This is a genomic window from Prosthecobacter gellanilyticus (genome assembly GCF_007992435.1).
Taxonomy (GTDB): domain Bacteria; phylum Verrucomicrobiota; class Verrucomicrobiia; order Verrucomicrobiales; family Verrucomicrobiaceae; genus Prosthecobacter; species Prosthecobacter gellanilyticus.
This window is the reverse complement of sequence record NZ_BKAG01000009.1, coordinates 1-22,432: the sequence shown is the minus strand read 5'-3', so window position 1 is coordinate 22,432 and position 22,432 is coordinate 1. Positions and strand designations below refer to the sequence as shown.

The 22,432-nt window shown below is 60.2% G+C and carries 16 protein-coding genes; 8 read left to right on the top strand and 8 right to left on the bottom strand.

Features of this window, described 5'->3' with window-relative positions; translation table 11 throughout:
• Positions 1–22 precede the first annotated feature (22 nt).
• Together vccA and BGE01nite_RS07820 are read right to left on the bottom strand one after the other, a co-directional pair.
• Positions 23–4,375, bottom strand: coding sequence for a Verru_Chthon cassette protein A (vccA, locus tag BGE01nite_RS07825; protein WP_146849882.1), 4,353 nt, complete (start codon positions 4,373–4,375; stop codon positions 23–25).
• A 328-nt stretch (positions 4,376–4,703) separates the two neighbouring features.
• Positions 4,704–5,246: an RrF2 family transcriptional regulator gene (locus BGE01nite_RS07820; RefSeq protein WP_146849881.1), complete on the bottom strand. Its 543-nt coding sequence runs from the start codon at positions 5,244–5,246 to the stop codon at positions 4,704–4,706.
• Positions 5,247–5,562: 316 nt separating this feature from the next.
• Between BGE01nite_RS07820 and dnaN the strand changes: the two genes are divergently transcribed.
• Positions 5,563–6,660, top strand: coding sequence for a DNA polymerase III subunit beta (dnaN, locus tag BGE01nite_RS07815; protein WP_146849880.1), 1,098 nt, complete (start codon positions 5,563–5,565; stop codon positions 6,658–6,660).
• 32 nt (positions 6,661–6,692) lie between these two features.
• The gene (locus BGE01nite_RS07810) at positions 6,693–7,241 is read left to right on the top strand and encodes a hypothetical protein (protein WP_146849879.1); all 549 of its coding nucleotides are present in this window, start codon (positions 6,693–6,695) and stop codon (positions 7,239–7,241) included.
• A 171-nt stretch (positions 7,242–7,412) separates the two neighbouring features.
• Here the strand turns inward: BGE01nite_RS07810 and BGE01nite_RS07805 are convergent, their stop codons facing one another.
• A complete protein-coding gene (locus tag BGE01nite_RS07805; protein ID WP_146849878.1) occupies positions 7,413–8,354 on the bottom strand; it encodes an ArsR/SmtB family transcription factor in 942 nt (313 codons plus the stop codon).
• A gap of 47 nt (positions 8,355–8,401) precedes the next feature.
• Positions 8,402–10,003: a lipase maturation factor family protein gene (locus tag BGE01nite_RS07800; RefSeq protein ID WP_146849877.1), complete on the bottom strand. Its 1,602-nt coding sequence runs from the start codon at positions 10,001–10,003 to the stop codon at positions 8,402–8,404.
• 280 nt (positions 10,004–10,283) lie between these two features.
• Between BGE01nite_RS07800 and BGE01nite_RS07795 the strand changes: the two genes are divergently transcribed.
• The 4 genes from BGE01nite_RS07795 (at position 10,284) to BGE01nite_RS07780 (ending at position 15,147) form a co-directional block, all read left to right on the top strand.
• Entirely contained in the window at positions 10,284–10,715 is a 432-nt protein-coding gene (locus BGE01nite_RS07795) for a hypothetical protein (protein WP_146849876.1), read from the top strand.
• A gap of 170 nt (positions 10,716–10,885) precedes the next feature.
• Positions 10,886–11,461: a DJ-1/PfpI family protein gene (locus BGE01nite_RS07790; protein WP_146849875.1), complete on the top strand. Its 576-nt coding sequence runs from the start codon at positions 10,886–10,888 to the stop codon at positions 11,459–11,461.
• 75 nt (positions 11,462–11,536) lie between these two features.
• Positions 11,537–13,669, top strand: a complete 2,133-nt coding sequence (locus BGE01nite_RS07785; protein WP_170266666.1) for a c-type cytochrome — start codon at positions 11,537–11,539, stop codon at positions 13,667–13,669.
• Complete coding sequence (locus tag BGE01nite_RS07780) at positions 13,663–15,147, top strand: hypothetical protein (RefSeq protein WP_146849873.1); 1,485 nt, start codon at positions 13,663–13,665, stop codon at positions 15,145–15,147. Before BGE01nite_RS07785 ends, BGE01nite_RS07780 begins: the two co-directional genes overlap by 7 nt.
• Positions 15,148–15,599: 452 nt before the next feature.
• On the opposite strand, the gene BGE01nite_RS07775 is transcribed toward BGE01nite_RS07780, so the two are convergent.
• From BGE01nite_RS07775 to BGE01nite_RS07765, 3 genes are all read right to left on the bottom strand, one after another.
• Positions 15,600–16,421, bottom strand: a complete 822-nt coding sequence (locus BGE01nite_RS07775; protein WP_146849872.1) for a hypothetical protein — start codon at positions 16,419–16,421, stop codon at positions 15,600–15,602.
• A complete protein-coding gene (locus BGE01nite_RS07770; protein WP_146849871.1) occupies positions 16,418–17,887 on the bottom strand; it encodes a hypothetical protein in 1,470 nt (489 codons plus the stop codon). The genes BGE01nite_RS07775 and BGE01nite_RS07770 overlap by 4 nt, the downstream gene beginning before the upstream one ends.
• Positions 17,888–17,961: 74 nt before the next feature.
• Positions 17,962–19,794 carry a bifunctional lysophospholipid acyltransferase family protein/GNAT family N-acetyltransferase gene (locus tag BGE01nite_RS07765; RefSeq protein WP_146849870.1) on the bottom strand — a complete coding sequence of 611 codons (1,833 nt, stop codon included), beginning with the start codon at positions 19,792–19,794 and terminating at the stop codon, positions 17,962–17,964.
• Positions 19,795–20,006: 212 nt separating this feature from the next.
• Between BGE01nite_RS07765 and BGE01nite_RS07760 the strand changes: the two genes are divergently transcribed.
• Together BGE01nite_RS07760 and BGE01nite_RS28925 are read left to right on the top strand one after the other, a co-directional pair.
• Positions 20,007–21,350, top strand: a complete 1,344-nt coding sequence (locus BGE01nite_RS07760) for an L-lactate MFS transporter (RefSeq protein WP_146849869.1) — start codon at positions 20,007–20,009, stop codon at positions 21,348–21,350.
• A 16-nt stretch (positions 21,351–21,366) separates the two neighbouring features.
• The gene (locus tag BGE01nite_RS28925; protein WP_170266665.1) at positions 21,367–21,507 is read left to right on the top strand and encodes an MFS transporter small subunit; all 141 of its coding nucleotides are present in this window, start codon (positions 21,367–21,369) and stop codon (positions 21,505–21,507) included.
• 57 nt (positions 21,508–21,564) lie between these two features.
• On the opposite strand, the gene BGE01nite_RS07755 is transcribed toward BGE01nite_RS28925, so the two are convergent.
• Entirely contained in the window at positions 21,565–22,317 is a 753-nt protein-coding gene (locus tag BGE01nite_RS07755; protein ID WP_146849868.1) for a YqjF family protein, read from the bottom strand.
• Positions 22,318–22,432 lie beyond the last annotated feature (115 nt).

The window sequence follows — 22,432 nt, the reverse complement described above, 5'->3', positions numbered from 1 at the left end:
TCGGGGGGGGGAGGTGAAAGGATCAGAAGCCGAAGCGGCGGGTCTCGAGCACGCGGAGCTGATGGAAGTGGTCGAGAGTCTGGCCGGCGGCGTTCGTGGCGAAGTCAGGCAGGTCAGACTGCGTGGGATCCAGATGACGCTCGATGAGCGAGGAGCCGCGATACTCACCCGTGACACGGTCTTCGATCTCCATCTTATCCGGCTTGGAGGCACGCGCCTTCTTCAGAGTCTGGGCGATGAAGTGAACACGGAAGGTGTTAGACCGGGTGGTGACACGCGGATAGATGCCGGCATAAGGGCGCTCGCGGGTGTTGTCGCCGGTGAGACGCCTCTCACTCCAGAAGGCTTCCATCTGATCCTTGCCATTCACGCCAAGCGCACCTTTGGGAACCAGATAGATATCGCAAATCTCGCTGGCGCTGATGAAGGCCTTCCCTTCCGCGAAGCGCTCCTCGAACTGGGCGAGCGTCTTGTCCGCATCGATCTTGTAGTGCCAGGTCTTGCTCTGACCTTCTCCCCAGAAGGCATTGGGGTTCTTGGAATCCGGGAAGCTCTTGTAAGCAGCGGCATCCACGGTGGGAACGGCATGAATGACCTCTCCCGCCAGCACGGCATGCATGCCGGTGGCCCGCTTGATGTGAGTGAAAGGAAAGATCTGATAGTTCAGGTTCACCTTTCCTGCGGTCGAAAACGGTTCGCTGATGGCATACGGCTCGACCACCGGCATCCAAAAGAACTCGAGGAGCAGATGATCCGGGGGATTGCTACCACCCAGCCTCGGCGGTCCACCTGGATGGCCTTGCTGAGGACGGAAGAGGAGCGTGCGCCAGGGATCATTGGCCAGCACACGAGACGGCAGCGAGCCGAGGACCGCAGGTGATGAGATGAGGCGGTTGGGCGAATAGAAGTCCTTCTCCGTGGAGCGGTGCTGGCCGGTCTCGGTGAAGTAGCCGAGGCCGTTGTTGTCAGTGATGATGTTCAGGTTTCCCTCATCCGGCTTGTTGATGTAGGGGCCGTCACGCGCAGGGCCGACACCATTGTCAAAGTCGCCATAGCGGTGAGCAGAAAGCACGGCCTCATCATTGTAAGGGAAGTCCGGCACACGATCGACTGGATAGGTGGCGCTGCTGGTGGTGCCCACCAGGGTGTTCTTCAAGTCGGTCTCATCACCATAGTCATAGCCAGGCAGATGATCGGAGACGCTCTTGGTGAAGTTATGAGCGAGACGACGCTGCCCGAAGTAGCGGTGTTTCTTCCACATGCTGGCAGGCACCACGGGCAGGGCTGCACTGAGGCGATAGTCCCCATGTGCGATCTGCGTGGTCTGCACGACATCGCAGCCCTCCGTCTCCTCGGCGATTTGCACCTCCTCCATGGAGTCCCCGTGAAGCTGGCGGGGGCGGAAGGTGCGCTTCGCCCCGCCCTGAGGATAGTCGAACCCGTAGAAGAATGAGCCCTTGCGCGGGACCGTGGGACGCTGTGCACCGGCATAGGGAGCGCCCTGGCTGTTATGGAATCTGCCACGCTGGTCCGCGACGCGTGCGGTGGTGTTCTGGGCGAGACTTTCCACATCAAAACCGAAGGCGCCCTTGGAATAGAAAGTCCAGTAGGCCACGGGCTCCACGTCCGGTGTGGACTGGTTCACCGCCACCGTGGGAAGTGTGTTGCGCACAAGCGTGGGCGCCTTGAGCTCTGCGGCAGGAAAGTCCAGGTTCAAGGTTTGCACGACTGCGGCAGCCCTCTCGTCGGCAGCCACGGAACGTCCATAGTGACCGCTCCAGAGTTCCAGAGTCAGGGGAGTGTCCGTGAGGGTGCCGGTGCCAGAAGAGAGTGCCATAGGCTGGCTGCCATCACGAGCCACGTTCACATCCACAAAGTTGCTGAGCAGGTCGTAGTTGATCACGCACAGGCGGTCGCCACCGGGGATGGTGGCGGGTTTGACCTCCCAGGCGTCCGAGCCCCAGTTGTTGTCCGCAGGCATGGGCTGGCGCGCAGGGGCGAAGCGGGAGGTCTGCATGCCCGTGACACCGATGCCATAACCACCGATGCGCTGGTTGCCATTATGAATGGCGCGGCGGCTGCTCCAGATGATCTCCTCATCATTTGGGAACAGGCGCTGGCCGTTCAGCAGGAACTTGCTCAGGCCGGTGACGCGCACGGTCAGCTCGGGCTCGAGGATGGTGTAACCTGCGGAAGGCACGAAGAACTCCAGCAGCAGGCGCGCCTGCACACGGCGGTAACCGGGCTGCAGCGGTGTGTTCGCCTCCAGCTGGTGATTCCAATTCTGCTTCTGGTAACCTGGATGCTGCTGATTCTTGCCGTAGGGGAAGCCGTCGGTGAGCGGATACTTCACATTATCCGCAGGATTCTTTCCTGGGAAGGGATTCGGACGCGGAGGGAAGTTCGAGTACCAGCGGTCTTCGGGAGCGTTGCCGCCTGCGATCTTCGGCGCGCTGCCACCACCAGGCTTGCCGAGGAAGCCGTATTTTTCCTCGAAGGGATTGTTCGGATCATCCGTGTTGTCCGCGGCGCAGATGAAGTGCAGGCCCACTTCCGTGATGGTGGGAAAGCGGCCGATGCCCTGCACGGTGACGCCACCCGTGGTCCAGCGCGAGGGAGTGACCTGACCATGGCCAGGAAAGCCCTGGCGCTCGGTCTGGCCGGACTCGTCCGCGTTCGCGTTATCCGGGTCCGGCGCGAAGAAGCGCGGGTCCGTGAATGTTTTAAAGTTGGTTGGGCGTGCCGAGCCCGGAGCGTAACCGAGCATGAAGTTCTGCGCCTTGCCCTCGCCGTTGAACTTGTCCGTGGGCTTCACCAGCGTGCCATCGTGAAGGTTGATGCCGCGGATGTAGTCAAAGATCTCCACGAGGATCTGCGGGGCATCATCACCATACTTTTTGGCGAAGGTGTCCGCAGCGCTGCTGGCGAAGCCCGGGTTGGGCTTGGCGAGCAGTTCCTTCAAATAGCCGAGGAGCTCCGAGTTCGCCGCATAACCCACGTCCTCCGTGGGCGAGTCCGCCCAGCCGCGCTGGAAGACATAACCACGACGGGCACCTGAGGCCGTCCTCAGCGTGGCGCAGTGCATGACCATCTGGTCAAACGGCGTGCGATACTGGTTCAGCGGCTCGCGATAGCTCACCGGCCAGACCGCGATCTTGGGCAGGCCGAAGGGATTCGACTCTGGCGCGCGGCTGCTCGCCGTGAGGAAGAAGGAGGAGCGCTGTACGGTGTCCGGGGTGATCTCAACACCACCCAGTTTGTTAGGCTGCCGGTTCTCTCCGAGCAGGAGCTCGTCCACACTGGCGAAGAGCCTTTCACGGCGGGCCTGGGTGAGCGGCACCGCAGCGGCATCAGGATCACTGAAGGCACGCGTGCCAGCCAGGCTGCCGCCAGTGGAGACCTTCGGAATGATCTGATAGATGGACTCCTTCTGGGCCACGGTCACGTTTTGGCCGGGAAACAGCACGGGGCTGAGAGCCGTCATGGCCGGGTGTCCTGGGTAGCGCTGAAACTCGCCGTTCAGCGGCTGATAGCGGGCATAACGTGCATCTTGGTCATAGAAGAAGGTTGGCTGCGCCCAGGCCGTGGGCTCAGAGGAGGTGTTGATGTTGATCTTGCTCGACTCATCATCCGTCCAGAAGGCGATGCGGCCCACGATGGGATTGGTGGCCGTGGCCTCGCTGGTCCCCTGGAAGACACCACCCTCGCTCAGCGAACCCAGACTGCCGTCCTTCAAGACATACAGCCATTCCACAGGCATCGGCACGCGCTGGCGGTCACCCCCCGTGACGCGGACGCCGTTGAGCTTGGTTCCGGCGAGATTGGTCTCCTGATAAGAAAAGCCGCCGACGGTGGTGATGGCAGAGCCTGTCTGCGCACGCGGATCGATGATGGGGAAGAGCAGCAGCGGTGTGCCATCAGAGGCAGCGCGCACGGCGGGCTTGTTCAGATCCACATAGCGGTTGGGCTGCAGGTCCCAGTTGGCCGATGGCACATCCGCGATGAGCTTCTGCTCGATCTGCCCGGCATCACGCAGCACGAGGTGCTTGCTGGAGTAGAGCTTGTAAGCTTCCTGCGTCACACCGGTCGTGGAGTAGCGGCGCACCAGGCCTGGCTGTGAGGTCCAGGCTTCCCAACCATTAGTGCCGACATTCTGCGAGGTGGCCTTGCGGATCTGGGACATGGCCAGATTCACCGCCACTTCAGAAAGCTGCCGGGCCTCCTGGCCATTGGAATGCGTGTGCGCCGCCTTCAGTTCCGACTCCGAGACCGAGAACATCGCGAGCATCAGCATCGTGATCAGGCCCACAAGGGCGAGAACGATGATGAGCGCGAGACCGCGGCGGCGTGAGCGTGGAGAATGAGACAACTTCATGGGAAATAAGGGAAAGGCGCGAAAACAGACCGCGCTGGTGCCTTCCCTGGCGCGGGATCGGCGAAGTGGCGGATGAACGACCTTCCTCTGTGAGGATCGGCCTGTGCCGTGGAGCACGTTAATTCATTCCGATATGGTATGCTTTAACCTGTTAATCCCACCTGTCTAGTGTGAATTTAAAATTCATTCACGAACGCCTTGGCACGGGGCAAGCTGTCAAGAGTGATCTAAGTGGTGATCAAATTTCTTCGCCTTTATCCATGAGCAGGCGCCTCCCTGACTGCCGTCAGCAGCTTCATGAGTATCGCCGTGCAGGAACAGGCCCCGTTCAGATCTTGCCAGTCTTCAACAGGGCCAGGAAGCCATCCGCCGGATCGGCATTGCGGGAACGCCCGACTTTCTTGGCGACTTTCTTCTTCGGCACATCCGCCTCCATCTCCTGCTTGCGGAGAGTGACCTCGACCACATCAAAGAGAGTGTACTTGTCCAGGATGTTGGCGATGGCGTTGCGCACATCGATCATCAGCATTCGCAGACCGCAATGCTCTTCATCCGGACAGGAGCACTTTTCATATTCCGTCTCGCTGGCGCAGCCGATGGGGGCCAGCTTGCCGTCAATGAGGCGGACGATGTCTCCCATCTTGATGGCCTTCATGGGCTTGGCGAGACGAGCACCGCCGTATTTGCCACGCACGCTCTCCACATAGCCGGCGGTGCGCAGCTCAAAAAGGATGGCCTCCAGGAACTTGAAGGGCAAGTGTTCCTGGTGGGCGATGTTCGAGACCGAAATGACTCCCTCATTGTTCCATTCGGCGACGCCGAGACGGATCATGGTTCTCAGGGCATACTCTCCTCGCTTGGTCAGTGTCATGGTGGCACTCTATGAATAACCGGCAACTCAGACCGTGTAAATAGGGATTCATCGTCTTCAAGAGAGACACCCGGACAAAGACCCGGAAGCCGTTTTGCCCCTCCCGCTCGAAACAAACCTGTCACCATCTGCCACGAGCCAGACCTGGATCTCCAGCTAGGGGGGTGGTGCTTTTCTCACGAAACCACACCCGAAGAACCTCCCGGAGACGTCTTCCGAGGGTGTGGTCACCATAATTCCCTTCCAAACTCCTTGCCACCCTCGAAGCCGCTGCTTAAAAAGGCACATTCGCCCCATTTTTTTGACGGCACGCCCTATGAAGTTCACGATCAGCAAGGAATCCCTCCAGCAGGCCCTCAACCAGGTCCAGCACGTGGTCAGCACGCGCACCACTCTGGCCATCCTCTCTAATGTCCTGCTCCGTGCCCGCGACGGTGTGCTGGAACTGACCACCACCGACCTCGATGTGGGGGTGACCTGCACGGTGCCGTGTGAAGTCACGGAAGACGGTGCCACCACTCTGCCCGCCCGCCGTCTGGCCACGATCATCCGCGAGCTGCCCGCTGCGGAGATCGACATCAGCGTGGACGAGAAGAACTACGCCTCCATCCGCAGCGGCCCCTCCTTCTTCAAGGTCGTGGGCCTGACGAGCGAGGAGTTCCCTGCCCTGCCGCGCTTTGATGAAGCCCGTGAGTTCAGTCTGCCACAGGCGGTGATGCGTGACTGCCTGCGCAAGACCTCCTACGCGATCTCCACGGATGAGACCCGCTATGTGCTCAACGGCATCCTTTTCTCCTTCAAGAACAACGCGCTGACCATGGTGGCCACAGACGGCCGCCGTCTGGCCATGGTGGAGCAGGAAGTGGAGTTCCCGCAGAGCCAGGAGATCGACATCATCGTGCCGACGAAAGCTGTGAACGAGCTGGCCCGCCTCTGCGGTGATACCGGTGAGGTGATCATCCGCGTGACCGGCAGCCAGGTCGGCTTTGATCTCGGTGACAGCCTCCTCATCAGCAAGCTGATCGATGGCAACTACCCGAACTACCGCCAGGTGATCCCAGGCGAGGCCAAGGAGCGCATCGTGCTGGAGCGCGAGACCTTCCAGCGTGCCATCGGCCGTGTGTCCCTCCTCGCCAGTGACAAGTCGAACTCCGTGAAGTTCCAGTTCACGGAAGGCCAGGTGGAGATCATCGCCAGCAGCCCCGACATCGGTGAGGCGCGCGAGACGATCGCCATCAACTACAAAGGCAAGGACATCACCATCGCCTTCAATCCTGAGTTCACCATGGCTCCGCTGAGGAACCTGAGCGCCGATGAGATCACTCTGCATCTGATCGACGAGATCAGTCCTGGCGTGATCCGTACCGGCACGAACTTCCTCTACGTGCTGATGCCGATGCGCGTGAACAGCTGATCCCCCTCTCTCTCAACCCCGACAAAAAACCGATGCCACGTCTCCTTCCCCTCCTTGTCGTCGCCACCGCTGCCCTGACCTCCTGCCAGTTTCCTCAAAGCGGAAATCAGCAACCGCGCCCCTTCGCAGGACGTGCCGGTCGAAACCTGGACAACCCGCCCCAGCGCTACGGCGAGGAAAACCGCTATGTCGCCCCTTCCTCCGATCCGAACGCGGGCGTGACGCTGGCCATCGACCCACGCACGGCCGCTGAGGCTGCTGCAGCTGGCATCGACCCGCGCACCATCCCGCCGACCGCCAACACCACGCCTCCTTCCAATGTTCCACCTCCCTCCGCAGGCTCCGGCCCTGTGGACCAGGGCCTGAGCGTGGCTCCTCCGAGCAACACGCCTCCGCCTGCAGGTGCCACCCCGCCTCCAGCCCCGGGTGATGTGCCCTTCGCCCGTGCCGTTCCTGGCAAGCCAGGTTACGTCTACAGCCCGAAGGATTCCCGCAAGGTGATCAGCGTCGAAGGTCTCCGCCCCGGCTCCAAAGCCAAGGATCCTGAGACCGGCGAGATCTTCCGCGTGCCTTATCAGTGATCAGCAGGCGAAAGCCGTGAATGTTTTCAAAGCTCCGGTTCTCACGAGCCGGAGCTTTTTTGCGCTTGGGCACCGAGTAGCAACAGCAGGTGTGGCCTCAAGTATGTTGTTCACGCTTCAGCGTGTGATTGGAAGCTCATTGCACACGCTGAAGCGTGAACAACGGACGAGTCACACGCGGTCCGCCATGGCCAGCACGGTCTGGAAGTGCGGGCTGCGGGATTCGCGGTGGACGATGCTGGTCTCGATGTGCTTGAACCCGGCATCTGAGAGCATCTCATGCAGCTCGGCCTCGGCGAAGCCTAACCAAAGATCCGCATAAAGATCGCGGGCCTTTTCAAACTGATGCTTCAGCAGCTCCAGCACCACGATACGGCCGCCGGGCTTGAGGAGAGTGAAGGCCGCACGGATGGCCTGCGCGGGTCTCTGCGCGTGATGCAGCGCCTGGCTCAAGATCACAAGGTCCACGCTTCCAGCATCGATGGGCGGATTTTCCAGGTCACCGAGACGAAACTCGAGATTGGTGAAGCCGTGCTGCTTCGCCAGACCTGAACCGTAGGTCACCATGTTCTCGCTGTTGTCGACGGCGATGACCTTCTTCGCTCGCTGGGCCAGCAACTGCGAGAGCGTGCCTTCACCAGCCCCCAGATCCGCAATCACAAGAGGCGGAAGCAGCTTCAGCAGCACCTCACCGAGACCTTTCCAGGAACGGCCCGGTATGTAATGACGGCCAAACTTGCCTGCCAGCGCATCAAAGTAAGCCTGGGCGGTGCGCTCGCGCTTCTGCAGCACCACTTTCAGCGCGTGGCTGTCCTGTTTGACCTCACGCAGTTCGTCGCCTGCGGATTCCAGCAAGGCCATGAAATGTTCCCAGGACTCGGCAGCACGCGCGGAGGGCTGCTCCAGCTGATACAGGCGGTTCTTGCCGGAGCGGCGGTCACTCACAAGACCCGCGGTCTTGAGCTTGCCAAGCTGGGCGGAGATGTTGGACTGCGGCAGGGAGAGAATCTCCTGAAGCTCGGCCACGCTGAGCTCCTCTCGTTTGAGGAGCAGCAGCAACCTCACCCGTGTGGGGTCGGCGATGAGGCTGAGGGACTTGAGGAGAGACTGCAAAGCATCGCCAACGTATCAACGCATCGTGATTCATCAATACGAAAAGGTTAGTCACGTAGCCAGCCTGAGCTTTGCATGATCTCCGTGAGCTGACGAGAGTCTTTGGACAGCGGCTTGATATGCAAGCCCACGTTCTCGCGAGTCCACCAGGCGCCCTCGGCATTGCCAGGCTCGGCAAAATGGTAGCGATAGACACTCACGCGGATCCAGCGCGGTGGCTCATCCGGGAATGGATTGCGCTCAATTAGACTGAGGGTGCCGGGATCATTGTGGAGGAGCTTCCAGAGGAAGTGGGGCACCCATTGATTGCGGCCCGGCAATCTGGACCACGGGAACCATGCGGCCCAGTCGAGCCGGTAATGATAAGGCGTGATGATCACCGGCCGCCGCATCGGATCCGTGGGCTTGGCCTTGAACTCATACTCCTTCCATTCCGAAAACATGCCGGGCACGTTGTCCGTGGTTCCTTCGAAAACGAGTTCGTAGCGCTCTCGATCAATGCTGCCAAAGGCACCGTAGGTGTTCACAAGGTGCAGCTTGTCAAAGGAGCTGTTCATCGCCTGCTGCTCGGCGAAGAAGAGATTCTTCACGGGCTCAGCGCTGAGCCACAGCACCACGCCTGCGTAGAGAAGCGTGATGGCGAGCTGCGTGCGTGAACGGCGTTTGCCCTCACGTGAAACTGCCTTGTCTGACCATGCAACTAGACGACGTGGCAGTACTTTCCTCCAGAAGCTGTCATCCAGACAAGCGAGTGCCGGGATGATGGTGAGCCAGTTGAGGAAGGAGAGATTGCCCGTGATGATGAGGGTCACCATGAAGCCGATCATGAGCACACCGGCGATGTGCCGCGCCCAGCGTCCGTAGAAGCTGAACCAGGGCACGACGAGCTCGACGAAGTGGTTCGAGAGCACACCCGCCTGATGAAACCACTTCGGTGCGAAGTGCAGCCAGCGGCTCAGCGGATTGGGTATGGGCTGCGTTTCGTAGTGATAGTAGAGGGCGGTGAGATCTCGCCAGCACGCGTCGCCACGGATCTTGATCAAACCCGCGCCGAGCATGATGCGGAAAATCAGCCATCGATAAAGCCAGATGATCACTACCGGTGGCGCACGGCGAGGAAAGGGCCGTGGATCGAGTATGGGACAGAGCAAGGCTCCGAGGAAGCCGGTTTCGAGAATCTGAATGTCCCAGCCATAACTGAACCACTCCTGGCCGATGGGCAGCAGGGACATGTAGAGTGCCCACAGAGCCAGCATCATGAGGCTGTTTGCAAAGCCGCACATGACCAGCGCTGAGATGACCACGCCGGTCCAGGTCACCGCCATGATCATGGCATCGTCACAGCGGAACCAGAAGAGTGAGGGCATCTCCCAGAACGCTGCGGAAGGAGAACCAAAGTGCTCGGCGACTTTCGTGATCCAGAGGTCGGCAGGCAGAAGACCCTCATGCCCCACCAGCGGGATGAACTGCTGCGCCGCTGACAGGAAAGCCGCAAACCACACCAGACCTGTGAAGCGCAGCAGCACGAAGCGGGTGAGGCGATAGTTCTCCCCTGCTCTTTCGAGCCAGGACTCGAATCTCCGCCAGCGCGATTCAATCGCCACGGGAGCGGCGAGGTCGGCGGTGAGCGGGATGGCTTCTTCGGACATGAAGAGGCAATGGTGAGAAATCTTTGAGAGAGCGTCAATGCTCAAGCGATGCTGAAGTCGCGGCAGCAAAGTAGCCATCTCACTCCATGAGATGTGCGGTGTACTCGCGAACTCAGAAACGACCTAGCGAACTTCGCGAATCTCTTCTGTCTTCCGACTCCCCCGTCCTCTCGACGGAGCGAGAGGACTACTTTGCCTCGCGCGAATGCTACCTCCCGCTTTCTGCCCAGATCTTGTAACAGCGTGTTGTCCCAGCCTCAAAACCATCCAATCAGTCACCATGAACGACACCTTGGCCATCAAAGAGATTTCCATCATCGAATGGTATGACGGGTTCGTTTCCGGGGTGCTGGAAACGAACAAGGGTGACTACATTGGAATCCTGCTGTCGTTTGAACCCGGAACAAACCACAGGCTGTTCGCCCTTATCCCGCTGGATGGAAGTGCTGATGTCCAACAAATTGTCGATGAGCTGTCGAGCCTACTAACTCAGGAAAAATCGCTCTCACAAAGCCCTTTCGGAAGTCGGTCCGGCGTCCTGCTAACACTTGGTTTGATTGAGAAAAACAAGACCTTCTTTATTTATCCCGCCAGCAAGTGTGAAACGGACAGAATCTTTGACCTCCAATGGCCTGTGATAGAGCAGTCGGTCGATCCCGAATCGAACTCAGCATGGAAAGAGGCTGGGGAGCGCTGTTTACGATACAACTAGTCTGGAGGAGCAGTGAAGGCAGAGCGAGAGGACCACTTTGCTGCGCGCGACTCCGGCCTTTGCGACCTCAGCGCTTACGCAGATTCTGAAAGCGACTGCCGCAAAGTCTGAATGACAGGCGGCTTTTCACCCCGTATTCCCATGCGCTGACACCCAACCCCACCTTACCCATGCCAGAAGCCAAAGTCCTCGTCGTCGTCGGAGATGCCACGGAAACCGTGGATACCCTCTACCCTTTCTTCCGCCTCATCGAAGGCGGTTACAAGCCTGTCGTGGCCGCGCCGGAAAAGCGGAAGTACCAGATGGTGCTGCATGAGGTGAAGCCCGGCTGGACCATCACCAAGGAGTGGGAAGGCTACAGCATCGACGCGGACATCGCCTTCAAGGACATCAATCCCGAGGAATACGTGGGCATCTTTTACAGCGGCGGCCGTGCTCCTGAATACATCCGCGAAGACCAGGACCTGATCCGCATCGCCAAGTGGTTCTGGGAAAACAAGAAGCCCTGCGCCAGCGTGTGCCACGGCGTGGAGATCCCGGCGCGTGCGGACATCGTGAAAGGCCTGCGCATGGCCACGGTGGCGAAGTGCAAGTTCGACCTCGAGATCTGCGGAGGCATCTATGTGAACGAGCCCTGCGTGATCGACCAGCACATGTACTCCGGCCGCACGTATCATGACAGCGGACACTTCATTGGACCGTGGATCAAGGCGCTGGACGCTGAACGCGCCAAAATGGGCCTTTGAGGCTCAACGTGCCCAATGACGAATGACTAAATCCGAATGACGAAAGAAATCCAAAGCCCGAAATCCGAATCCATCATGCCCTTCGCTCTTCGCGCTTCGTCATTTCTTCGTCATTCGTCATTCGTGCTTCGTCATTGCGCGCTGCCCTTTGCCTTGCTTTCACTCATCGCTCCGCCAGCGCACGCTCATCCGCTTCAGGCCGAGCCAATCAATCACGCCTACGTCTTCAACTTCGACCAGTTCAATCTGCCCGAAGATCCGGACGAGCATGTAACGGAAGGTGGCTATCTGCTGCTGGCAGAACTGAACTGCACGCAGTGTCATAAGGCGCCTGAAGCGTGGAGTGAAAGGCTCGCGCCGAAAGATGGGCCGATCCTCAGCGGTGTGGGTTCACGACTGGACGCCGACCAGCTCTGGCTCTTCATCCGCAGCCCGCAATTTTTGAAGAAGGGCACTCAGATGCCGGGGCTCTTCGCCGGTGAGGAAGGTGATGCAGAGAAGGTGGAGGCACTGACGGAATACCTGAGCTCCCTGAAGCAGGACAAGCCGCAGATGCCTGCGGGTGATGGCGCGCATGGCAAGGAGCTGTATCACAAGATCGGCTGCGTGGCCTGTCATGAACCTGGCACGGATTTCCGTCCGGAGAAAGTGCCCGCGAGCATGGAGGTCGAGAAGCCTGGCAACGCTTCGGTGCCCATTGCTTTCGCGGATGTGTATGATGTGAACTCGCTGGCGTATTTCCTAAAGGATCCATTGGCTCACCGCCCCTCCGGAAGGATGCCAGACCTGCATCTCACGGATCAGGAGGCGGCAGACATCGCCGCGTATCTGCACGTGGGCCGTCAGCAGGCTCCAGCCAGCGAGCGCAAGGCGCTGAAGATCAAATCGCAAGGTGTGGAAAAAGGTCGTGAGCTCTTTTTGAGCATGGGCTGCTCCAACTGCCACACAGCGGACCGGAAAGCGGTCTCGAAGGTGAGCAAAGAGCTGGCTTCACTTAACACCGCGAACGGATGTCTTTCCGCCAAGCAGAAGACCGGCACGCCACGCTTTGACCTGAATGATCTGCAGAAGCGTGCGCTGAAGCTGGCGATCGCAGCCATCAAGAAAGGCGAGGCACCTCAGTTCACCGCGCAGCAGAAGGTGGACTGGCAGATGACGAGGCTGAACTGCTACGCCTGCCATGATCGCGATGGCAAAGGCGGGCCTGAAGATCCACGCGCGCAGTATTTCACCAGCAATGACGGCAGCGCTGAATCCCTTGGCGAACTGGCGCATCTACCTCCACGGCTGGACAACACAGGCCGCAAGCTGACGCGTGGCTGGTTGGAGAAAATCTTGTTCGGCGAAGGTGGCAGCGTGCGTCCCTACATGAACACACGCATGCCGAACTTTGGCCGGAAGCAGACGGAGATGCTGGTGAGCTTGCTGCCCGAGGCTGACAAGCGTGAGAAGCCGATTGAGATCGATGTCAGCGGACTGGCGAAACATCATCGCGCGGAAGCCGGGCGCAAGCTGATCGGCATGACCGGGCTGGCCTGCGTGGGCTGCCATGGCTTGAAGGATCGCAAGTCCCTCGGGCCACCAGTGATCCGCCTAACCAATACCATCGACCGACTTCAGCCGGAGTACTTCAAAGAACTGCTGCTCAATCCGCAGGCCACCCAGCCGGGCACGATGATGCCGCCCATGTTCATGGGCCGGAAATCCGCAGACAAGGACGTGGAGTCCATCTGGACCTACCTCAAAGAAATCCAGGGACAGCCTCTGCCAGATGGTCTGATCTCGACCGAGGACTTCGAGTTGAAACCCGCGAAGGATGGCAAGCCGGTCATCTTCCGCAGTTTCATCGAAGGTGCCGGCACCCACGCCATCGCCGTGGGCTTCCCGGAAGGTGTGAATGCGGTGTTTGACTCCGTGCAGGCACGCTGGACCACCCTTTGGAAGGGCCGCTTCCTGGATGCGATGAGCAACTGGCAGAGCCGCGAGATGCTACCCATCAAGCCGCTCGGCAAAGACGTGAAGGAGATGCCTGCCAGCACCGGCAAGCGTGAGTTCAGCGGCTATCGCCTGAGCAAGGAAGGCGTGCCGACGATGCTTTACACCCTCGATGGCAAAAACGTGGAAGACACCCTGAAGCCCTCCGGCAAAGGCTTTGAGCATAGCGTGACCATCAACGGCAAGACGACGAAGGAGGAGATCCAATGGTAAAGACAGTTCTCAGTTCCCTGTTCACGGTTCTCAGTGCTTCCGCGCTCTTCGCGCAGGAGCAGGATCAAGGTGAATACTACCGCACAGTCACGCTTGAGACGCCTGCGGGCGTGAACATGGAGGCGAGTGGTCTGGCCGTGCTGCCCGGTGGCAAGCTGGCCGTTTCCATCCGCAAGGGTGAGGTGTGGATCATTGAGCATCCAACCGCCGAACCGCCCACCGCGGCTAACCTGGGTTACAAGCTCTTTGCCAGTGGCATGCATGAGATCCTCGGCCTCGCGTATCATGAAGGTGATATCTACGTGACGCAGCGTGGCGAGGTGACCCGTCTGCGCGATACCGACAAGGACGGCGTGGCTGATGAATACTTTGCCGCGAGCAAGGGCTGGGGCGTTTCAGGCGCCTATCATGAGTATGCGTATGGGCCCGTTTTTGATCGCGAGGGCAACATGCACAACACACTGAACTGCTCCATGGGCAAGAAGTGGGATGGTGCGGGTGATGAGGCCAAACATACTTTGTGGCGTGGCTGGAGTGTCATCACAAAAAAGGGCACCACGACCGCCACGGGTTTCGCGGCCGGTTTCCGCAGTCCTTGTGGCATCGGTTTGAATGCCGAGGGTGATATCTTTGGCACGGACCAGCAGGGCAACTGGACTCCGACGAGCCCGATCATGCACATCCGCCAGGGTGCTTACTTTGGTCATGCAGAAGCGCTGGAAGATGCGAAGCGTCCTGATTCACCCGTGAAGCCGCCGGCAAAGATTCTGGATGGCATCACCGTGGCAGAGGCCGTGACGAAAGTGCCGGGCTATTGCCTGCCTGCGGTGTGGCTGCCCTATGTGAAATTTGGCCAGAGCACCACAGGCCTGCGCTGTGATCTCACGGACGGCAAGTTCGGTCCGTTTGAGAAACAAATGTTTGTTGGGGAGTTCGTACTGTCCGGGGTGAACCGTGTGTTCCTGGAAAAGGTCGGTGGCGAGTATCAAGGGGCCTGCTTCCCGTTTGTGAGCGGGATGCAAAGCGCGGTGCTGACGCTGAACTTCCTGGATGATGGCTCCATGATCGTGGGTCAGAGCAACCGCGGATGGAACAGCTATGGCAGCAAGCCGTATGGCCTGCAGCGTCTTGTGCCCACGGGCAAGGTGCCGCTTGAGATCCAGAAGCTGGAGGCGCTTAAAGACGGCTTCCGCTTCACCTTCACGCATCCGGTGAAGGGTGCCGACTGGTCGCAGACGAAGGCGCAGAGCTATACGTATCTGCACACGGCAAAGTATGGCAGTCCGGAGATTGATCCGCAGCCGATCGAGTTGAGTGAGTGGACGCTTTCCGACGATGGTCTGAGCCTCACCGTGAAGGCAGACAAGCGCCGTGAAGGTTATGTGCACGAGTTTGAGCTGCCGGAGGTGAGCACGAAGGATGGCAAGCAGGCGCTGTGGCACCGTCTCTGTGCGTATACGCTGAACAAGCTGCCTTGATCACAGGATCTAAAGCCTCGGAGAGGCGGAAGGAAATAGCGCATGGCTTCAGCCATAATGCCGTAAAGCAATCACGAGTTTGGAGCCTCGAAGAGGCGGCACTCCTCAGCCCAGGCCAACGGCCTGGGAAACGCGCCAGACAACGTCGGGTTACCCGCCCCCGAGGCCTGTATGGCCGGCACTCGACGCCGGACATTGCAGCGGCAAATGGACGCGAGGAGGCGAGTGTCGCACCTTCGGCGCTCTGGTTCATTGGCGGGCGCGAAACGTCCTGAATCCCAGGCCGTTGGCCTGGGCTGAGGAGTCTCAGGCCCTTGGCCCTCAAAGCATAAGATTACTGCCATCCCATATTGCTTAGCGGCATTGGCTTTAGTCATGCGTTGGAGCAGCTCACGCTTCATGCGGATCAAAGTCCGAGAGGGACGGAAGAGGCGAGCTCCTCCTCCCTCCTTTTAGTTATCCACCGGCTTCTTCGTGGCGCGGGAGATCACAAGGTTCCGCACGATGAGCGAAGGCTTGTCGGCGGTGCCTGCGGTGAGGACGAGAGATGAACCGGAGGCGTCTTGATCCAGCTTGATCTGGCCGAGGCGGAGGAGGCGGAAGTTTTTGCCGTCCTTCGTGGCCTTGGCGGCATCCAGCGTCTGGGTGAGCTTCTGTCCGGCGAGTTCGACAGAGACAGGCACCTCGGCATCTGCAAGCACGCTGGCGTAGTGCAGCACCAGGTCATACTCGCCCGCAGGCAGGGCATCGAGCTTCCAGGTCAGTTGACCGATGGATGCGCCCACAGGACTGGCGCTGCTTTCCGGGACGGGCATGATGCTCTGCGCCAGCGAGGGTGTGAGCATGAGGGTCATGCGCCGGGGACGGTCAGGCATGGGCGGCAGGGCCGGAGCGGGAACGGCGGGATTCAGTTCACGTGCGGCGGCAGTGAGATCCACCACACCGCCCGCCGTGATCACTGACTGCACACGCACGATCTCCGCCTGCAAAGCCGGAGTGGGAGCCCCACGGCCCGCCTGCTGGAGTTCTGTGAGATGCTTGCCTAACAAAGGAATGTGACGCGAGCGGAGCTGCTGCTGGTAGATCGTCTCCAGCTGGCGCAGACGGGAATCAGGACTGCTGGCATCCACGGCTGGAGAGCCGGTGGAGACCGGCGCTGTTGAAACAGGAGCCGCAGCGGGAACCGGCGCCGGAGCAGGCACGGGAGTCTGGGCATGCACAAGGCAGGCGTTCGAAATTCCGAAGACGGTGAGAAGCAGCCGTGAGGTCTTCATTTCTTGTCCTCCTCAGAAAGAGCCCAGGCACCGTTTTTCAGACGCTTGGCACCAGCCTCATGCTCCAGCACGGTCGTGTAAAGGCCGCGCTCCATGAGGCCGGCGCGAGCATTCTTCGGGAAAGGCTCCACTGCGGCGAGGCCCTGGTCGACAAGCACGTTTTGATACAGCCCCACTTCCGGCAGGAAGACGAGCGCGGGCTGAAAGCCGTCCTTGTCCTTCATGGGCCGCAGCAGGAGGCGGAGCGACTTGCCATCCAGATAACCGAGCGTGAACTCGCGCGCGGTGCGGGAAAGACGCCCCACATTGTCCATCTCGATGTCGAAGTGGTCCGCAAAGTTTTTCCGGGCCATGCTCTTCTCATCTGGAGGAGCGCAGCTGACCCACATGAGCCGGATAGCGATCTGCCTGCCATCATGCTCCACGGTGAAACGATCACCCGTGGACGTGACGGTGGAAAGGTATCTCGCACCATCGATGTCCTCAAAGCCTGCCACGCCTCCGAGCTGGCGGATCATGCGTTCGAGGATGATGGAAGGTGTGCTGGCGTAGTTCTCGAGCTGGGTGAGGCGCTTCGTCTCCGCCTCCACGGCTTCCTTCATCTCCGGCGTGGTCGACGGCAGTGTCTTCAGAGACTCCTTGTAAGCGGTGAGCACCGGCTTTTGCACCTTCACCAGCTCACGCTGAAGCAGCTCACGCGTGGCCGCCAGGGCATCTCCTTCAGGCAAGGAAGCCGCTGTTTGCACCACGTCGACGACGGCTGGCACCAGACGGAACTGCCGCAGAGAGATGGCGTTTGCCGGATAGCCCATGGCAGGAGCCAGACGCAGCGTGACAGCATCACGGCTGAAGTTCAGCGGCCCGATGCGCAGCGGGGCATAGGTTTCGTCCTTCCCCGGCATGATGTCGAACGAGCGGCGGTTCTCCTGGGCGCCCGGCAGAAGCGAGACCTCATAAAAGGCAAAGGTGGCCTTCTCCTGGGGCACCATGCGTCCGGCAGTGGAAGGCAGCGCGCTCATGCTGGCCTCCAGCTCCAGGTAATAGGAGCCCGGTGTGACATGCACGGCAGCCCACTCCGCCTGGCTGGTGGCAGTGCGCCAGTTCGTCAGGGTGTCACCACGAGCTTCCGCTGTCCCGACAAGACGGGCACGCTCCGGTGCCAGTGGGATGGCGGGGCTGGTCAGAGTCGTGCCGCCGGGGTAGATGGCGCGCAGTTCCTCACGCCGCCGCTGCACCAGCTGGGCCTGCTCGTAGTCAGCATCTGCGGCGAGGTCACTCTCCAGCTTCGCTAGCGCACGCTCATACTGGTCCGTGAGCATCTGGGAGTCGGAGAGGATGAGCTTCAAAAAGTCCGCCCGCATTTTGGCCGCGTCCTGCGCCTGGATCAGCGGAGAGACGAGCATCAATGCCACCCAGCCTGCGGGGAGGCAGAAGAAACGATGGCGGATGGCTCGAGGAAGGGGCATCGGGACAGGAGGGCTCAATCAAACGCAGCTTGGGCCGTCTTGCAAAAGCCTTTCCACATCGCGCGCGCCCTTCCTTACTGGGCCGCAGGTGCCGGTGCCGATGCTTCCCGATGACGGGCAAGGTAGGCCTGGCACTTTTCCTCGCCCATGTATTTGGCGAGCAACTTTGGCTCTGTCTCCGTGAGGTCCACAAGGATGAGGCCATCGACGACCGAGGAGAACTCCTTGTCGACATTGAAGCTGAGGATGGTGCCGTTCAGACGCAGGTAATGCTTCAGCAGCACGGGAATGCCTTTGCCATCCGTCTCCAAGCTGGAGATGAGGGCGGAGCAGTCATCCACGTCCTGAAGCTCGGCACTGATGAACTCACGCATCAGCTTGCGACCGCGAAGGTAGCGGAAGGGATTCCGCGGTTTCACGAAACTGGCCAGGTTCTCATGCAGGCAGTTCTCCTGGAGGAACTCGACGATGAATTTGCGGCTCAGCTTGTCGTAGTCCTTGCTGATGCTGACAGGACCGAAAAGCTTCTTGTAACCCGGATTCCGGGCGATCCAATGGGCGATGCCCTTCCACAGGAGAGGCAGCGAGGAGAGATTCCTCTGGTAGTCTTTGGTGATGAAGCTGCGCCCCATCTCCACCGCCGTCTCAAGGTTGGCGAGGAAGGGTTTTTCGAAACGGAAGAGCGTGTTCGTGTAGAGCCCCTTGGGACCGTACTCACGCAGGATGATGTCCGCACGGCCTAGGCGATAGGCACCGGCGATGCAGAGCCTGGCCTCGTCCCAGAGGAAGAGGTGCTCGTAGTAGCGGTCGAACTTGTCGAGGTCGATGTCCTGTCCGGTACCTTCACCGACCTGACGGAAGGTTACTTCACGCAGGCGGCCGATCTCCTGAAGCGTGTCCGGAATCTCGTGGGAATGAGCTGTGAAGACGCTGAGTCCACCCTGACCGACGAGGCACTTGCCACGGGCGCGGAGGGCCTCCACCTCGCGGACGATGCGCTCTTTTTGACTGGCAGCACGCATCAGGGCCACGGTCTCCTCAGGGGTGGCATTTCCCTCGGCCTCCTGGGCGATGCGGTGGCGCTCTTCGAGAACAAGGGTGTGCAGGCGCAGATACTTCGTGAGAGCCTCGTCATCCTCGAACTTGCGCAGCTTGCCGAAGGGGATGGTGGAACCCACGATCATCTCCACATCGCTGCCATTCTGGCGGTTGAACTCACGTAAAAGCAGCCCGGTGCGCAAACGTGGATGCAAGACGCCCGCCGCCTGGAAGAGGGTGCTGTTCGAACCCGGGAAAAAGACAGGTAGCACGGAGGATTGAGTGCGGCGGACCAAGGAACCGACATGCGAAGTCCAGGGTGCCTCCTCGATCCCCTTCCCCGGCTTGTAGGCCGCGACCTCTCCCGAGGGGAAAATGAGCAGGGCACCGCCTTTTTTGAGATGGATGAGGGCCGCCTTCATCCCGGCCAGATTCTCCTTCACGGCTTCTTTGCCGCCGAAAGGGTTCACCAGGATGGCGTGCTCGCTGACCTCTGGCATGGCACCCAGGAGGGAATTGGTCATGACCTTCAGATCACGGCGGTGCTTGCCCACATACTGGGCCAGCAGGCAGGGATCCAGGATGCCAAAGGGATGATTGGCAATGATGACCAGGGGACCAGTCTTCGGGAACTCGAAGCCGCCGGGTTCATTCACCTCGCATCGGGCACCCACGGAACTGACCACGCCGTCAAAGAAGGCTCCACAGGTCTGCTCTTCAGGCGGCAGACTGTGGTAATGCCTTTGCCCGGCTTGATAGTGGTTGTCCAAATTTCGCAGCCCGAGCGCGCGCTCCACCAGCGGTCCAAAGGCACGATAAAGGGTGCGCTGGATCGGAGTGCGGAACTGCTCGCTGAGGTCGAAGATCATGGGTGGGGGATTACGGCTGTCGACGAGCCGGAGAGTTCCCAATTTTCCGGCCTGTGCAAGCCCGGAAAGGTTACACCGCAGTCATAAAAAGGGGGTGTTCCCGGCGGAAAAACCAGACAATCCCGCCGCTGGTTTGCTGAAAAGCAGACAGCCAGCGGAATGTTTTGCGTTGAAACAAGGCTTTCCGCTAAAAAAGCGGCCTCCCGACCATCATGATCTCCCTTTCCCGAGAAGCCACCGTCGCGCCCCCTGGATTCAACCGCTGGCTGGTCCCTCCCGCCGCCATCGCTGTGCATATGTGCATCGGTCAGGTGTATGGGTTCAGCGTCTTCAAGAAGCCCCTGGCCAAGGTCCTGGGCATCACGGCCCCCGTGGCGGGTGACTGGACGGAGGCGGATGTGGGTGTGGCATACTCCATCGCCCTGGCACTGCTGGGCCTCTCGGCGGCGGTGTTTGGGAAATGGGTGGAGAAGAGCGGCCCGCGGAAGACCATGCTGGCCAGCATGGTGTGCTTTTGCAGCGGTCTGATCCTGTCCTCCATCGCGGTGAAGACGCACAATCTCTACCTGCTCTATGCGGGCTACGGCTTGATCGGCGGCGTCGGGCTCGGGCTGGGCTACATCTCGCCCGTCTCCACCCTCATGAAGTGGTTTCCGGATCGTCCTGGCATGGCCACGGGGATGGCGATCATGGGTTTCGGCGGCGGCGCGCTGATTGGCGGCCCGTTGGCGGAAGAGCTGATGAAGCGTTTTGCCTCGTCGACCTCCGTGGGTGCCCATGAGGCGATGCTGGTCATGGCCGGGCTGTATGCGGTGTCGATGGTCTTCGGGGCCTTCATCATCCGTGTGCCTGCGGCGAACTGGAAGCCGGAGGGCTGGGTGCCGAAGGAAACAACGGCGAGGCTGGTGACCACGGCCAGTGTGTCAGTGGACACGGCGTGGAAGACCCCGCAGTTCTGGATGCTCTGGGTGGTGCTGTGCATGAACGTGAGCGCCGGCATCGGCATCCTCGGCCAGGCATCGCCCATGATTCAGGACATGTTCAAGGTCACGCCAGCAGCGGCCGCTGGCTATGTGGGGCTGCTTTCACTTTGCAATCTGGGCGGCCGTTTCTTCTGGTCCTCCATGTCCGATATCATCGGCAGAAAGGGCATCTACTGCATCTACTTCATCCTCGGCGCGGTGCTGTATGCCAGCGTGCCGTGGACCCAGGGACAGGGCAGCGTGACGCTCTTCGTCATCGCCACTGGGCTGATCCTGACGATGTATGGCGGCGGGTTTGCCACCATTCCGGCGTACCTGCGTGACCTATTCGGCAGTTATCAGGTGGGGGCGATTCATGGTCGTCTGATCACGGCGTGGTCCATGGCCGCAATCATCGGACCGCAGCTGGTGGACCGGCTCTCCGTGGCGAACAAGAAAACCATGGCGCCTGAGCAGGCCTACAACTCCATCTTCCATCTCATGGTCGGACTTCTGATCGTGGGCCTGATTGCCAACCTGCTGGTGCATCCGGTGAATGCGAAGCATCACCTGCCGGAGACCTCCAAAGCTTAACCTAACCAGATTTGCCATGAACAACATCCGTCTTTTCATCGCCTGGATCTGGGTCGCCCTGCCGCTGGGCTGGGGCGTGTATCAGTCCGTGAACAAATCCCTGCCGCTGTTTCGTGGCGGCGCGGCCCCCGCAGCGGCGGTGGCGCCCGCGCACTGACGTACTCGGGCGATTCTTCGTCCGTCTGAGGGGGCAGGAATGCCCCCACTACTTAAGCTATGCCGTGAGCGGGTAGATCCGCACATTTACGCCCGGCGAACCAATGATGTGATCAGGCGGACGCTGCGGATGTTTGAACCCCGCCAACGTCAGTGGTGTGGCCTCCCAGCTCTCCACCTTGGCTTTTGCCATGGGATACGGAGCGTGATGCACCTGGCCGCAAAGCAGCCCGCGTGGTGAGGAGGCGAAGAGCAGGTAGCGCTCCAGGAGAAAGAACTCCAGCGTCCCGGGTTCAGCATGACCATGGGGCGGCTCCAGGAGATAACGAAAAGTATCGGAAGCATCCGTGCCTTCCCGCTGAGAGGTGTAGTGCACACCATCATCCGTGTGGGTAGATGACATGCCCGCATGCTGATACGGCAGATGAAAGAAGGTGCGCGCCGTCCACACCGCCAGAGGCAGATTGCAGTCCAGGGAGTAGAACCACACACCGTGGCGGCCCTGCTCATCCCGCACATAAGTGCGCACATTCATCTCCAGGAAATTGCTGATGCGCGGCAGGGAGGGAAAGAACCTCGGCCGGATGCCCCGCATGAAGAACGGCACCACGGCCAGCCAGGCCGAGCCATCAAAGGTATCCACTTTCAAACCGGTGGGCAGCGTGCGCTGGATCTCCTCCGGATCCCAGCGCCAGTGCAGGAAGAGCAGTTGCTCCCACCTCTGATGCATCACATGCCAGCGATCCGGCTTCTCCCGTGCCGCGAGAAGCGCACGCGTGGCTGCAGCGATGGCATCGGGTTGATCCAGCATGGGTCAAATATGCATCATGGGTGGCCAGGCTGCCAGTGTGAAACATCGGGAGATGCTTGGGGAGGGAGTGCGGACACTATTGTCCGCTTCCCTTGTGCTCTCTCCAGATTCTGTG